The organism is Polyangiaceae bacterium, assembly GCA_015075635.1.
Classification (GTDB): Bacteria; Myxococcota_A; Polyangia; order Polyangiales; family Polyangiaceae; genus JADJKB01.
In genome coordinates, this window is sequence record JABTUA010000003.1 from 1,615,045 (window position 1) to 1,628,520 (window position 13,476).

Annotated in this window: 12 protein-coding genes; 4 read left to right on the forward strand and 8 right to left on the reverse strand. The window is 69.7% G+C overall.

The features are described from left to right. The first annotated feature begins 2 nt into the window (after nucleotides 1-2). Nucleotides 3-1,319, forward strand: coding sequence for a sigma 54-dependent Fis family transcriptional regulator (locus HS104_37815; protein ID MBE7485716.1), 1,317 nt, complete (start codon nucleotides 3-5; stop codon nucleotides 1,317-1,319). A 10-nt stretch (nucleotides 1,320-1,329) separates the two neighbouring features. Here the strand turns inward: HS104_37815 and HS104_37820 are convergent, their stop codons facing one another. Together HS104_37820 and HS104_37825 are read right to left on the reverse strand one after the other, a co-directional pair. Beyond that, the gene (locus HS104_37820) at nucleotides 1,330-1,908 is read right to left on the reverse strand and encodes a hypothetical protein (protein MBE7485717.1); all 579 of its coding nucleotides are present in this window, start codon (nucleotides 1,906-1,908) and stop codon (nucleotides 1,330-1,332) included. Between the two features lie 142 nt (nucleotides 1,909-2,050). After that, entirely contained in the window at nucleotides 2,051-3,421 is a 1,371-nt protein-coding gene (locus tag HS104_37825) for a sigma 54-interacting transcriptional regulator (GenBank protein MBE7485718.1), read from the reverse strand. Between the two features lie 197 nt (nucleotides 3,422-3,618). Between HS104_37825 and HS104_37830 the strand changes: the two genes are divergently transcribed. Together HS104_37830 and HS104_37835 are read left to right on the forward strand one after the other, a co-directional pair. Beyond that, complete coding sequence (locus HS104_37830; protein MBE7485719.1) at nucleotides 3,619-4,557, forward strand: hypothetical protein; 939 nt, start codon at nucleotides 3,619-3,621, stop codon at nucleotides 4,555-4,557. Between the two features lie 48 nt (nucleotides 4,558-4,605). Continuing rightward, nucleotides 4,606-5,436 (forward strand): hypothetical protein, encoded by an 831-nt coding sequence (locus HS104_37835; protein MBE7485720.1) that lies wholly within the window; start codon nucleotides 4,606-4,608, stop codon nucleotides 5,434-5,436. Between the two features lie 14 nt (nucleotides 5,437-5,450). Here HS104_37835 and HS104_37840 read toward each other — a convergent pair whose 3' ends face one another. From HS104_37840 to HS104_37850, 3 genes are read right to left on the reverse strand one after another with little or no spacing between them, the layout of a single operon-like run. After that, entirely contained in the window at nucleotides 5,451-6,446 is a 996-nt protein-coding gene (locus HS104_37840) for a serine/threonine protein kinase (GenBank protein ID MBE7485721.1), read from the reverse strand. A gap of 56 nt (nucleotides 6,447-6,502) precedes the next feature. Beyond that, on the reverse strand, nucleotides 6,503-7,921 hold the full coding sequence (gene boxB / locus HS104_37845; protein ID MBE7485722.1) for a benzoyl-CoA 2,3-epoxidase subunit BoxB: 1,419 nt from the start codon (nucleotides 7,919-7,921) through the stop codon (nucleotides 6,503-6,505). Between the two features lie 26 nt (nucleotides 7,922-7,947). Further along, nucleotides 7,948-9,582, reverse strand: a complete 1,635-nt coding sequence (locus tag HS104_37850) for a benzoyl-CoA-dihydrodiol lyase (protein ID MBE7485723.1) — start codon at nucleotides 9,580-9,582, stop codon at nucleotides 7,948-7,950. Nucleotides 9,583-9,675: 93 nt separating this feature from the next. On the opposite strand from HS104_37850, the gene HS104_37855 reads away from it, so the two are divergent. Further along, nucleotides 9,676-10,425, forward strand: a complete 750-nt coding sequence (locus tag HS104_37855) for a helix-turn-helix domain-containing protein (GenBank protein ID MBE7485724.1) — start codon at nucleotides 9,676-9,678, stop codon at nucleotides 10,423-10,425. Between the two features lie 22 nt (nucleotides 10,426-10,447). Here the strand turns inward: HS104_37855 and HS104_37860 are convergent, their stop codons facing one another. From HS104_37860 to folP, 3 genes are read right to left on the reverse strand one after another with little or no spacing between them, the layout of a single operon-like run. Next, complete coding sequence (locus HS104_37860; protein MBE7485725.1) at nucleotides 10,448-11,407, reverse strand: hypothetical protein; 960 nt, start codon at nucleotides 11,405-11,407, stop codon at nucleotides 10,448-10,450. Next, entirely contained in the window at nucleotides 11,404-12,585 is a 1,182-nt protein-coding gene (locus HS104_37865; GenBank protein MBE7485726.1) for a TIGR00159 family protein, read from the reverse strand. The genes HS104_37860 and HS104_37865 overlap by 4 nt, the downstream gene beginning before the upstream one ends. Next, nucleotides 12,575-13,384 (reverse strand): dihydropteroate synthase, encoded by an 810-nt coding sequence (gene folP, locus HS104_37870; protein MBE7485727.1) that lies wholly within the window; start codon nucleotides 13,382-13,384, stop codon nucleotides 12,575-12,577. Before folP ends, HS104_37865 begins: the two co-directional genes overlap by 11 nt. Nucleotides 13,385-13,476: the final 92 nt, after the last annotated feature.

Sequence of the window (13,476 nt, forward strand, 5' to 3'; positions counted from 1 at the left end):
CCATGGCCTCCGACCGAACCGTCCCCATCGAGCAGACCGGGCGTCTCGTGCGCACGCTGCGCGTCGAGGTCGTGACCGGACCCGATGCCGGGAGGAAGCTCGTATCGGGGTCCGACTCGATCAGCGTGGGCGGAGCCGACGGCAACGACCTGGTGGTGACGGACAAGACCGTCAGCCGCTTTCACCTCGAGCTCCGCCGCCGCGCCGGCCGCATCCTGGCGGTAGACCTGGGCTCGACCAACGGCACCCGCATCGGCGGCGTCGTGCTGCAAGCCGGGAGCGCGGTCGTCGACCCGACGACCGTGCTGTCCCTGGGCGCGACCAGCCTGCGCGTGGACGACGGCGACATCGTGGACGTGGGCGAGACGCCGGCGCGCTTCGGCGAGCTGTTCGGCGACAGCGCGCCGATGCGCCGGCTGATGGCCCAGGCGAGCCGGGTCGCCGCGAGCGACGTGTCCGTGCTGCTGCTCGGCGAGTCGGGTACCGGCAAGGAGCTCATCGCACGCGCGCTCCACGACACCAGCCAGCGAGCCGCCGAGCCGTTCGTGACCGTGGACTGCGGCGCGATCACGCCGACGCTGTTCTCGAGCGAGCTGTTCGGGCACGAGCGGGGCGCGTTCACCGGCGCCGAACGCCAGCACATCGGTGCGTTCGAGCGCGCCCACGGGGGCACCTTGTTTCTGGACGAGATCGGCGAGCTGCCGCCGGAGCTCCAGTCGGCGCTGCTCGGCGCGCTGGAACGCAGGCGCATTCGCCGGGTCGGCGGCAAGGACGACGTCGCCGTCGACGTGCGCTTGGTCTCGGCCACGCACCGGGACCTCAGGGCCCAGGTCAACTCGGCGACGTTCCGGCTCGATCTGTTCTATCGGGTCGCCGTCGTCACGCTCTCGGTGCCGCCGCTCCGCGAGCGTACGGAGGACATCCCCGGTCTGGTCGAGCACTTCCTGCGCGAAGCGGGTCATCGCGGCCCGCTGAGGGAGGTGTTCCCGACCGACGAGCTACGGAGGCTCGGGGCGCACCCGTGGCCGGGCAACGTCCGCGAGCTGCGGAACTTCGTGCTCGGCACGCTGGCCTTGGGCGAGCCCGCCCAGCTCCAGGCGCCGGCGCTCGGAGCCGGCGAGGAGGCGCGCGATCCCTTCGCTGGCGTGATGGGGCTACCGTACCGCGACGCGAAGCGCGTGGTGATGGACGACTTCGAGCGGCGCTACGTCGAGCAGCTCTTGCAGAAGAGCGGGGGCAACGTGCGCCAGGCAGCCCGGGACGGGCAGATGGACCGCTCGTACCTGATGGAGCTCGTCAAGCGGCACCGCTTGCGCTGACCCGCGCGCTTCACCACATGGAGAAGCGCGCGGAGAGCTGCGCGCGAGGCCCTCGCATCTCGTCGACGGCGTCGAACGGGAAGTGGTAGCCGCCCTCCGCGTTGAGCACCAGGTGATGGTGCCAGAAGAGGTGCAGGCCGCCGAACGGGTAGGCGAAGGCCGTGTTCGGCAGCTCTTCGTGGATGGTCCCGCCGAGAGTTGCGCCGAAGTAGGGGATGAGGAAGCGGCGGCTCGAGTTCCTCTCCAGCGAGAGCGAGAAGCCGACGTCGTAGAGCGCCAGCGACGAGCCCGAGCTCTTCGAGTCCAGGATCGACGCCTGCATGAACACCGCGCCCTGACTGGGGCCGAAGCGATCGTTGTTGTGCGACCAGTGCAGCGGCGCGAGCTGTGCGCCCCCGCCGATGAAGGGATCGCCGGCGCCACGAGGCGCGAAGAACACCCCCTGCACCCCCGGCATGAGGAAGATCTCGCGCTCCACGCACTCCTCTCGTCGCTCGTCGACGCCTCCGCAGGGTGAGGCGAGCGCGAGCGAGGAGCAGCCGAAGGTGAACGCTGCCATGAGACCGGCGAGCGGACTCTTGCGCTTCATGCCGCGGCAACCACAGCAACTGCCGTTCCAGCCCCCTCGGCACCAGCCGTCGCCGAGTTGCGACACCTCTCGCGAACCCGGCTTCGCGGCAGACCAGGGCGCACGCTTCGCTGCCGCGTCGCGCCCTTCGTAGGAGAGTCTTTCAGTCCTCGATGCGGGAGCCGCCGCGCAGCTCGTAACGTTGCAGCAGGCGGTAGAGGTACATGCGGTCCATCTTGGCCTTGCGTGCCGCCTTGCTCACGTTGCCGCCCGACCAGTCGAGGAGCGCCTTGAGGTAGGCCCGCTCGAACTCGGTGATCACGGCCTCCTTCGCGCTCTTGAACGGCACCGTGATGTCCGTGTTGGCGGGCGGGCCGCCCAGTCCCGGCGCGGTCGCCGCCTCCTCCGGTGCGAAGCTCTGGCCGCTCCGCCGCTCGCTGGCCGGGGGAGCGTGGTCGAGCACCACGGCGCGTTCGACGTAGTTGCGGAGCTCGCGCACGTTGCCGGGCCAGTCGTAGCGCGACATGTCGTCGATGACCTCGGGCGTGAACAGGTGGAGCGCGTCCTCGGCGTTCAGCGAGCGCAGGATCACCTGCACCAGCATCGGGATGTCCTGCAGGCGCTTCCGGAGCGGCGGCATGCGCACCGTGACCACCCCCAGCCGGAAGTACAGGTCCTCGCGGAACCTACCGGCATTGATCTCGCGCTCGAGCCGGCGGTTGGTCGCGGCGATGACTCGCACGTCGATCTTGCGGGCCTCGTTCTCCCCGGTTCGGCGGATCTCCCGCGCCTCCAGCGCTCGCAGCAGCTTTGGCTGCATCTCCAGCGGCATCTCGCCGATCTCGTCCAAGAAGATGGTGCCGCCGTTGGCGGCCTCGAACGCCCCGACGCGGTTCTTGTCCGCGCCGGTGAAGGCGCCGCGGGCGTGACCGAACAGCTCGCTCTCGATCAGGTTGGGAGAGATGGAGCTGCAGTCCACGATGATGAACGGGCCGCTCGAGCGGGGGCCACGCCGGGCGATTTCCATCGCGGCCAGCTCCTTGCCCGTCCCGCTCTCACCCTCGATCAGCACCGTGGACTCGCTCTTCGCGACCCGATCGAGCACGGCGAACAGCTGGCGCATCGCCATCGACTCGCCGTACAGGTCGCCGAACGAGGACCAGGTCGGGATCTCCTCGATGGCCTCCGGGCCGAGCTCTTGCAGGCGGAGCACCGAGTCTCCCAGCTCGATGCGGCAGCCGGGGCGCGGCAGGTCGGCGTCCCGGACGCGCACTCCGTTGACCGTGGTGCCATTCAGCGACCCGCTGTCGGACACGAGCCAGCCCTGGTCGCTGCGCGTGAGCTGGAAGTGAAAGCGCGAGACCGCACGGTCGTCGAGCACGACGTCGTTGCTGGGGTGCGAGCCGACGCGCAGGACGTCGCCCTCGAGCACCGACGTGCGCGCGACGTCGCGGCCGGCCTCGCGCTCGACCCAGAGCTCGAGCCTTGGAATGGCCACCGCCGCGGCGAGCTGCTGAACGGTGGGCAAATGCATCCCGGCGAGCGTCGGGCGGTCGTCGATCTCCGTCACGGGACCGAGAGCCTAGCCTGGATCGGGCGCTTTCCGACTGAGGGCTGTGGGCAGCAGGTTGCGGTCCGCGCGCTGCGCGCGGGCGACCTCAGGCGCTGGCGGAGTTTTCGTGAATCCGCGCGGTTACGTGCTGGAACGGGTCTTGTATGGGCGCGGGAGAGATGCAGCGCTTCCTGGTCGGTCTGGTCACCGCGATGTTCTTCCTGAGCGCGCTCCCGGCGGGCGCCGCCGAAGCTCCGGTCTTGCGCACCGCAGCATCGTCGGTGGCGCAGCTGGTGGCCGAGGTCGCCCAGAGCCACTCGCGGCGCGCCGAGCCAGCGCCGAGCACGCGCATCGATAAACCGGTCCGCGTGGTGCGGGGTCGCAAAATCGTGAACGTGCCCCAGCTCTGCCGTGACGCTCGGGGTCGCTACGACGTGGTCGTCCACTTCCACGGGGCGCCGGAGATGATCGAGCCGGTCTTCCAGCGCGCCGCTCTCGACGCGGTCTTCGTCGTCGTGAACTTGGGCATCGGTTCGGGCCCTTACGAGGACGCCTTCCTCCAGGATGGCTCGCTCGGGCGCCTACTCGACGAGATCGACCAGGTGGTGGACAAGACCTGTCCGCACCCGACCGGCTCCCGCGGTCGCGTCGCGCTGAGCGCGTGGAGCGCGGGCTACGGGGCCACCTATCGCGTGCTCGCCAGCAAGAACGATCGCGAGCTGGTCGATGCCATCTTGCTCGCCGACGGGCTGCACGCGGGGTTCCTCGACAAGTTTCGCCAGAAGATCAACGAGCAGCAGATGGCGCCGTTCGCCGACTTCGCCGAGCGCGCCGCTCGCGGCGAGAAGCTCTTCGGCATCACGCACACCTCCATCGTCACGCCGAGCTACGCCAGCACCAGCGAGACGGCGCGCTACCTGACCGGCAAGTTGGGCATCGAGACCCAGCAGGTCAGCGAGGATGGTCCGCGTGCGTCCATGACGCTCGGCGTCCGCGCCGACCGCGGGGACTTCCACGTTCGCGGCTACGGGGGCAAGGACACGGACGCCCACTGCGATCACCTGTACGCCATGGGCGACACGCTCTATCCGATGCTGCGAGAGCGCTGGGCCCGCTGAATTTTCGCCACGGCGTCGCCGGAATGATTCGAGTATGATGCGGCGCCGATGACCGAGCTCGCATTCCCGGCGCCTGAAACCGGCGATCCGGAAGACGTCGCGTGGAACCTGCAGACCGGTGGGACGATGTGGGGTCGCGGCGACCACCACGAGGCCGTGCGCTGGCTCCGGCGCGCGGCAGAGGCTGCCAGCGACGCGGGCAGTGACATGCGGGCCGTGGCGCTGGCGCGCGCTGCCGCGGATCTGACCGTGGCGCTCGAGCTGCCGCCGTCGATCTTGCCGCCTCCCGCGTCCTCGGGACCAGCCACTGAGACGACGCCGGTTCCGGTCACGCCGCGGCCGATGCCGCCGCCGGTGAGCCCGCTGCCGCCGGACGAGGCCACCACGCCGCGCCCGATGCCGGTGAGCCGCCCGAAGGCTCCGCCGCTCTCGCCACCGGACGAGGCCACGGTGCACGACTACTCCATTCCCGCGGGCGTCGAGGCCATGGAGCGCCGGCAGCCCCCACCCTCGCGGCGGCCGCCGCCGCCGTCGCGCTCTTCGCCCAGCGCTGCGCCGCCGCCGCCGCTCCGGTCGTCACCGAGCGCCGCGCCCGCTTCGTCGCGCTCTTCGCCCAGCGCCGCGCCGCCGCACTCGTCTCCGAGCTCTGCCCCGCACTCCTCGCCGCACACGTCGCGTTCGTCGCCCGTCTCGTCCAGCGGCGGGGTCACCTACCGCCCGCGGCAAGCGCTGCGCGTAGCGGTGACTCCGTCGGCCGACGACAAGACCCTGATGCTGGTGCGGGCGCTCGCCGACGACGAGCCCCTGCCGCCCGGGGCGCACGAGGCGCTGCTCACGGCACTCGAGTCCGGCGTGCACCTGACGAGCAAGAAGCGCTGAATTGGGGATGTCCCCTAGGCTCGCCCGCCCATGCTGCGAGCGATCACCGCCTCGCGCTCCGAGATGATGGCGCCGGCCCTGGCGCGCACGAACTCGGCCAGGGCCCTGTCGTCCACCGGCGGTCCGGAGTAGGCGACCCACTCCTCGAGCGCGGCTTTCAGGCGCAGCGCCGAGGGGTAGCGGTGGGCCGGCTCCATGGCCATTGCGCGGCGCAAGATGCGCTCGAGCTGCTGCGGGTAGTCCGGGACGAGCTCGCTGGGCAACGGGAAGTCGCCCTTGAGCAAGCGCTCGATGGTCGCCTCGCGGTTTCCGGTGGCGAAGGGCCGGGCGGCGGTCGAGATCTCGTACAGACACACGCCCAGCGTGAACACGTCCGAGAGCCGGCTCAGGCGCTTCCCGGCGGCGTGCTCCGGCGCCATGTAGGCCGCCTTGCCGTCGAGCTGCGGAAATTCGGCGAGCTTGCCGTTCGCCACCGAGCGCGCGACGCCGAAGTCGACGAGCTTCGCGCGGCCCGTGGTGGTCAGCATCAGGTTCTGCGGCGACACGTCGGCGTGGACGATGCGCACCAAGCTGCCGTCCTCGGCTCGCACCTCGTGGGCGGCGTGCAGCGCGTCGGCGCACTCGGCGATGATCTTCGCGGCGAAGCGCGGCTCGACCGGCTGCGGCGTGTCGCCACGGTTCGGCTTGAGCACGCGCGCCAGGCTCTCGCCAATCACCCACTCCATGGCGATGTAGAGCACGCCGCGCTCCTCGCCGGAGGCGAGCACCTGGCACACGTTCGGGTGCTTCACTGCCGCCGCGAAGCGCGCTTCGTCGGTGAACAGCTTCTGGTAGACGCGATTGCCCGCCAGCTCCGGGCGGATCGTCTTGACCGCGACCACGCGGTTCGTCGGCACGTGCCGCGCAGCCCAGACTCGGGCCATGCCGCCCTGGGCCACGGCCACCAGGAGCTGGTACGGCCCGAGCTTGCTGCCTTCCTGGAGCTCTTCGTAGGCGGACGTGGCGCTCATGCGACTCGGGCGGGGCGCATGGTCGCCCCGCCGTCCGCCGTCGTCAAATCGGCTTTTCAGTCGTGCCGCACGTACTCGAACTCGACCGGCTTGCCCTTGATGCCCTTCTTGGGCGCCGCGATCCAGTGCGCCATCTTGCCGGGCTCGAACACGGGCCGCGTCATGATGCTGGCCAGGTATTCGCGGTCCTTGTCGCTGGGGAGCCAGGCGGCCTTCTGCTCCTGCCACTCCGCCTCGCTGAGCGGACGCCCGTCCGGCGCGAAGTGCAGGCCCGCGTAGATGCCGACCTGCCGATTGAAGCGCGAGCTCGGGAGCGTGAGCTCGAACGGGACACCGCTCTCGGCGATGGTCTTGTTCCACTTGTCGACACCGCGCTGGCAGTCCTCGATGTACGACGCGCGCAGTACCTCGTTCATCGCCGTCCGCATCGGCACCGACTCGCGGACCAACGCGCCGTCCTTGGGCACGTCCATCTCGACGCTCGTGGTGAGCGCCACGTGATCCTCGTAGCGCTCCTCGTGCGCCCGGCCCTTGAGCCCGGAGGCGAAGTACTGCGCGGCGTTGCTGGAGATCTCGCCGCCGAACAGGTCGAGCGAGATCGAGAACCAGTAGTTCACGAAGCGCTGGACGGTCGGCAGGTCGATCAGGCCCTGCGAGCGCGGGTCCACGTCCTTGTTGTCGCGCATGAACTCGGCCGTGCGCTCCACGACGCGCTGGACGCCAGTCTCTCCCACGAACATGTGGTGAGCCTCCTCGGTGAGCATGAAGCGCGTGGTGCGCGAGAGCGGATCGAAGGCGCTCTCCGCCAGGGCCAGGAGCTGGTACTTGCCGTCGCGGTCGGTGAAGTAGGTGAACATGAAGAACGACAGCCAATCCAACATCGGGGCGTTGAAGGCGCCCAAGATCCGGGGATTGTCCGCGTTGCCGCTGCGGCGCTCGAGCAAGGCCTCCGCCTCCTCGCGACCGTCGCGGCCGAAGTACGAGTGGAGCAGGTAGACCATCGCCCAGAGGTGGCGGCCTTCCTCCACGTTGACCTGGAACAGGTTGCGCAGGTCGTACAGGCTGGGGCAGGTCTCGCCCAGGTGGCGCTGCTGCTCCACGCTGGCCGGCTCGGTGTCGCCCTGGGTGACGATCAGCCGGCGCAGAGCGTTGCGGTGCTCACCTGGGACCTCCTGCCAGGCCGGCTTGCCCATGTCGTCGCCGAAGCCGATGGTGCGGTCCTTGACCGGATCCGCCAGGAAGATACCCCAGCGGTAGTCCGGCATCTTGACGTAGTCGAAGTGTGCCCAGCCGTCGCTGTCAGCGCTGATGGCGGTGCGCAGCCACACGTCGTGCTGCTGGAAGCCCGCGGGCCCCATCTCGACCCACCACTTGATGAAGTTGGGCTGCCACTCCTCGAGCGCGCGCTGCAGGCGCCGGTCGGAGGCGAGGTTGACGTTGTTGGGGATCTTCTCGTTGGTCGCGATGGACGTCATGCTGGTCTGTTTCTCCGAGGCGCCGCTCATGTGCGCCGGTAGTCGAAAACTGCTCGCTCGGGCGAGCCGTAGACGGTGAGCGCGCCCTTCTGGCCCACGGCGTTCGGGCGCTGGAAGATCCAGTTCTGCCAGGCGCTCAGCCGGCCGAAGATCTTGGTCTCCATCGTCTCCGGCCCGGCGAAGCGCAGGCTGGCCTCCATGCCGGTGAGCGCGTCAGGTGAGAACGCAGCGCGCTCCTCGATGGCGATGCGCACCTCGTCGTCCCAGTCGATGTCGTCGGGAGCGAAGGTCACCAGGCCGAGCTCTGCGGCGTCCTCCGTAGAGATCGAGCCTTCGCGCGCCCTGAGCTCGTTCACCCGCTCTGGCGTGGCCAGAAAGCGCGTCTCGAGCCGGGTGAGGCCGTTGGACATGGGCAGACCGGCGAAGTTCAGCGGCGAGAGCTGAACGGTCGGCCCGCCGTCCGCGTCAAGCATGTAGGAGCGGTCCGCGGAGAGCGCCAGCTCGAACAGCGAGCCGGCGAAGCACGAGCCCGGTCGGATGATGGCGAAGGAGCTCTTCGCGGAGAGATCCAGGCGCTTGAGCACGCGCTTCTGGTGCAACAGCACCTCTTTGGCGAACCAGTCGCTCTTGGCCAGCTCGGCGATGACGCGGTCGCTCTCGACCACCGCTGCCGGGTCACCCTCGGTCTCGAGGACGATCAGCCCGACCTCCAGCTGGTTGAAGCGCAGCTCGAGCAGGGCGTCGTCGAGCTCCCGGAAGGCGCGGAGCGCCCACAGGTCCGCGCCTGCACGGCGCAGCTCGTCCGCGCTCTTCGGCATGGGACCCGAGGGTCCGCGGACGGTCAAGGTCGCGACGCGTTTCTCGGAGTCGAGCGACAAAGTGACGTGCCGGTACTTGGTCAGGTTGCCGGCGCGCTCCGGCGCGAGCTTCGGCAGCGTCACTCCAGCACCCTTGCGCTCGGCGGACTTGGCGGCAAAGCGCTCGGCGGCAGCCTTCACCGCAGCCTCGAACTTGCTTCGCGGCGCGCTCTCGTCGATCAGGCGCCACTCGACGGCACGCTTGCCGCGCACGCCCTCCGCCACGGTGCTGAACGCGTCCGCCAGATCTCGACGCACCTTGCGCTTGTCGACGAGCCGGGTCAGGCCTCCGGTTCCCGGCAGCACGCCGAGGAGCGGCACCTCCGGTAGGCTGACGGCGCTGTTCCCGTCGTCTTGCAGGATGATGTAGTCGCAGGCCATGGCCAGCTCGTAGCCGCCGCCGCTGGCGGTCCCGTTGAGCGCCGCGATGGTGGGGATGCCGCTCTCGCTCGCCATGTCCTCCAGGTACAGGCGGGTCTCGTTGGTGAACTTGCAGAAGTTCACCTTGAAGGCGTGCGTCGAGCTGCCGAGCATGTAGATGTTGGCGCCCGAGCAGAAGATGCGGTCCTTCAGGCTGGTGACCACCAAGCTGCGCACTTCCGGGTGCTCGAAGCGAATGCGCTGGATGGCGTCCGCCAGCTCGATGTCGACCCCGAGGTCGTAGCTGTTCAGCTTCAGCACGTAGTCGCCGGCGACGGCGGCGTCTTCGGGCACGTCCATGGCCAGGGTCGCGATGGGGCCGTCGATGCTCAGGCGGAAGCGACGGTACTCGTTGGGGTGGGTCTCGAAGCGGATCGGGTCCATGGGCTGCCCAGGGTGTAGCGAAATGATTTCCGTCAATCAAGCAATATCTTGCATCTTCGGTGCAAGCTGATATGAACTTTATCGCATAGGCCCATGACAACCTCCCGAAAAGACGTGCTCCACGCCCTGGGCCGAAGCGTCCGCGCGCGTCGCCACGAGCGCGGCCTGACCCTGGCCGGCCTGAGCGAAATGGCTGGGGTGAGCCCCCGTTTCCTGGCCGCGCTCGAGGCCGGGGACGGCAACATCTCGGTCGCCCGCCTGTGCGACGTGGCGCACGCCCTGGGAGTGACCGCCGCCGATCTGCTCGCAGGGGTCGAGTCCGCCGAGCACCGCGGCCGCACGGTCGCGCTCTTGGGCCTGCGCGGCGCCGGCAAGAGCACCATCGGTCCCAAGCTCGCGGAGCGCCTCTGCTTGCCGTTCTTGGAGATCGATCGACTGGTCGAGCGCGCCGCCGGCATGTCACTCGGCGAGGTGTTCGAGCTCCATGGCGAGGCCTTCTACCGCAAGCTCGAGCGCGAGACGCTGCGCGGGCTCTTGACCGAGACGACCGGCGCGGTCATCGCCACCGGCGGCAGCGTGGTCAGCGACAGCGAGTCCTTCGACCTCTTGCGCAAGAGCGCGACCACGGTGTGGCTGAAGGCTCGGCCGGAGGACCACATGTCGCGGGTCATCGCCCAAGGTGACGAGCGCCCGATGAAGAACCGGACGGACGCCATGGCCGAGCTGCGAGCGCTGTTCGTGACCCGCGCTGCGCTCTACGCCCAGGCCGACCACGTCGTGGACACCAGCCTGCTCGGCGTCGAAGGCAGCGTCACCGCCCTGGCCCAAGCACTCTCCAGCTGAGCCATCCCGTGGCGGGGCGGCGTCACCACTTCACGGTGACCGTCGGCGGTTGCACTTCCGCCTCGGCCTCTGCAACCTCCACCACGACCTTCACGCTGATCGAGCCGTGCGTCTTCAGGTCGATGCCCTCGATCTTGGTGAGGTCGATGCGCGGGACCACCTGCTCGGCGCGCAGGGCGCGCACGACCTCTGGCGGGCCGATCACGCTGACGTCCACCTGGCGCGGTGTGACCACGGCGTTCGGAACCCCGACCACCTCGATGGAACGCTTGGGGAAGCGCGCCTCGGAGACGCGCCGGGCGATGGTGGCGGTGACCGTGGCGGAGCGCGGCCCGATGTAGCTGACCCGGTTGGGCGGGGCGTCGATGGCGATGGGTCGGCGGTAGGTGCCCTCGGTCAACCCCGAGACGTCGAAGGCCGCGAGGCGCACGTACTGGATCACCTCCACCAGGCCGACCGGTCCGCGCACGGTCATCTCCTTGGGATCGACCTCGGGCTCGCCCTTCAGGATGTAGCCGTCGGCGGGCTTGCCGGTGATGGACGCCTGAAGCGGGATCTGGCGCGTGACCACGTCTTGCCACTCGAGATCGATGCTGGGCGGATCGATGATGGTGATCTCGATGTCCGGCGGCAGCGTGAACATCCGCGTCTCGAAGACGACGCTCCCGCGCTGTCCGTCGCGGAGGTCGATCTCCACCGGCGCTACTCCCGCCTGCAAGAGCTGGTCGATGGCGCGCGTAGACCCCTTCAAGGTGACGTGGATACTGGCGGGGATGGGCGTCATCAGCTCGCGCTTGGCGTTCTCCGTGGGCAGCCGCATGACCACCCCCACCGGCACGGTGCGCTGCTGTTGGTCTTGCTGACCCTTCTGGTAGACGAACAACCCGAGCGCGAAGGCGAGCGACAGCGCCTTCAGCCCCAGGTTCTGGGTGAGAGCAGCCCTCAGCCACGCGCTGATGGCGCCCAAGAGGTCGCCGGTCACGAGCCGCCCCCTTTCGGCTCCGAGGCGTCTTCGTCACTCGGAGGGCCGTCGTCCTCGGTCGGCGTCGGGCGGGGTTCACCCGTTCGGGGCATGCCGACGCGCGGCAGCGGAGTGTGCAGGGGCGTCGCCCTCGGCATCTTCACCGACTGCGCGCCGGAGTCCTCGACGGGCAGCGCTCGCGGGCGCAGCGGCGGCGGCGGCTCGCTGTCGCGCTCGCGGACCGGCTCCTCCGCGCGCAGGCTCCTCGACGGGCGCTCCACCTCGGCTGCGGGCTCGGCCTCGGCGATCCGCACCGCGGGCGGCGGGCGGGTGCGCTCGCTCGGCGCCGCGGCGCTCGACGCGGGCGGTTCTGCCTCGCTGCGTCGAGCCTTTTTCTTCTTGGCGCGGACCTTCGGGCTGAAGATCGCCTCGAGCATGGTACGCAGCTTGGGCCCGTCCAGGTTCGACGCGATGTTGCCGTTGAAGCAGAAGCTGATGGTGCCGCGCTCCTCGCTCACCACGACCACGACGGCGTCCGTCTCCTCCGTGATGCCGAGCGCCGCGCGGTGGCGAGAGCCGAAGCTCTCGTCGAGCACGCGCCCCTCCGGCATGGGGAAGAACACGCCCGCCTTCGCGATGCGGTAGTTGCGGATCACGACCGAGCCGTCGTGGAGCTTGTTCACTCCTTCGGGCACGAACAACGACACCAACAGCTCGCGCGACACCGCCGCGTCGACGACGTGTCCTTTGTGGACGCCGACGAACTCGTCCAGGTTGGCGTCTTGCTCGAAGGTGATGATGGCGCCGATGCGATGCCGGGCCAGCTCGGTGGCTGCCTCGACGACCTCGTCGATGACCTTGCTCTCCTGCGCCCGACCGATGGCTCCGAACAGCGCTCGGCTACCGACGCGCTGAAGGCCACGACGGATGTCGTTCTGGAACACGACCACGATCACCAGGATGATGCTCGAGATGAGCGCGCCCAGCACCGACACCACGGTGGCGAGCTGGAGCAGCTTCGCCGCGATGTAGAGCAGGAACACCATGCCGAGGCCCATGCCCACCTGCATGGCCCGGGTCCCGCGCAAGACCAGGAGCGCGCGGTAGAACACGTAGTAGACGATGACGACGTCCAGGACGTCGCGGGCCAACTGCGCGCCGCTGCGCTCGGCGAAGTAGCGCACCACGCTATCCAGCATGGGCCACCTCGCTGGCATCTCGAGCGGCGCGCGCCACCGAGAGCGCCTGGCGCACCGCGCGCACGTCATGCACCCTGAGCACCCGGGCACCGCGGTCGGCGGCGTGGAGACATGCGGCGATGGTGCCGCCGAGCCGTTCCGCGGCCGGGACGTCGTCAACGGCTCGGATGAACGACTTGCGGCTCGGGCCCACGACCACCGGCACGCCCTCGCTCGTCAGCTCGATCAGGCGCCCGAGCAGCTCGAAAGACTGACGCGCGTTCTTCGCGAAACCGATCCCTGGGTCGAGCCAGACGTCCTCGGCGCGCATGCCCGCGGCCACCGCGCGGTCGCGGGCGCGACGCCACTCGGCGAGCACGTCCGAGACGACGTCGGAGTAGGCCGAGTCCGGATACTCGGAAAAGCCGCTGAGCTCGCTCATCGGCTCGCGGCTGTGCATCAGGATCAGCACGCCGCCGTGGCGCGCGGTGACGCGGGCGAGCGCGTCGTCCGCGAGGCACGAGACGTCGTTCACGATCCGCGCGCCGAGCGCCAGCGCGCGCTCGGCGACCTCCGGGCTCGTCGTGTCCACGGAGACCACCGCGCCGCGCTCCACCGCGTGCGCGAGCGCCGGCTCGATGCGGGCGAGCTGCTCGCGCGCGGCGACCGGTACGCAGCCGGGGCGCGACGACTCGCCGCCCACGTCGATCAGGTCGGCGCCTTCCTCGAGCAGGGCGTCGACGTGCGCGCGGGCCTGGGCTGGACCGGCGTGGCGCCCGCCGTCGTAGAAGGAGTCCGGCGTGACGTTCAGCACGCCCATGAGCCACGCACCGCGCGCCGGCGGGAGTGTCGACAGCAGGTTCTCCGACGGCCCCACATATATCGGGTAGCAAGAGCCGGGCCCACGCGCAA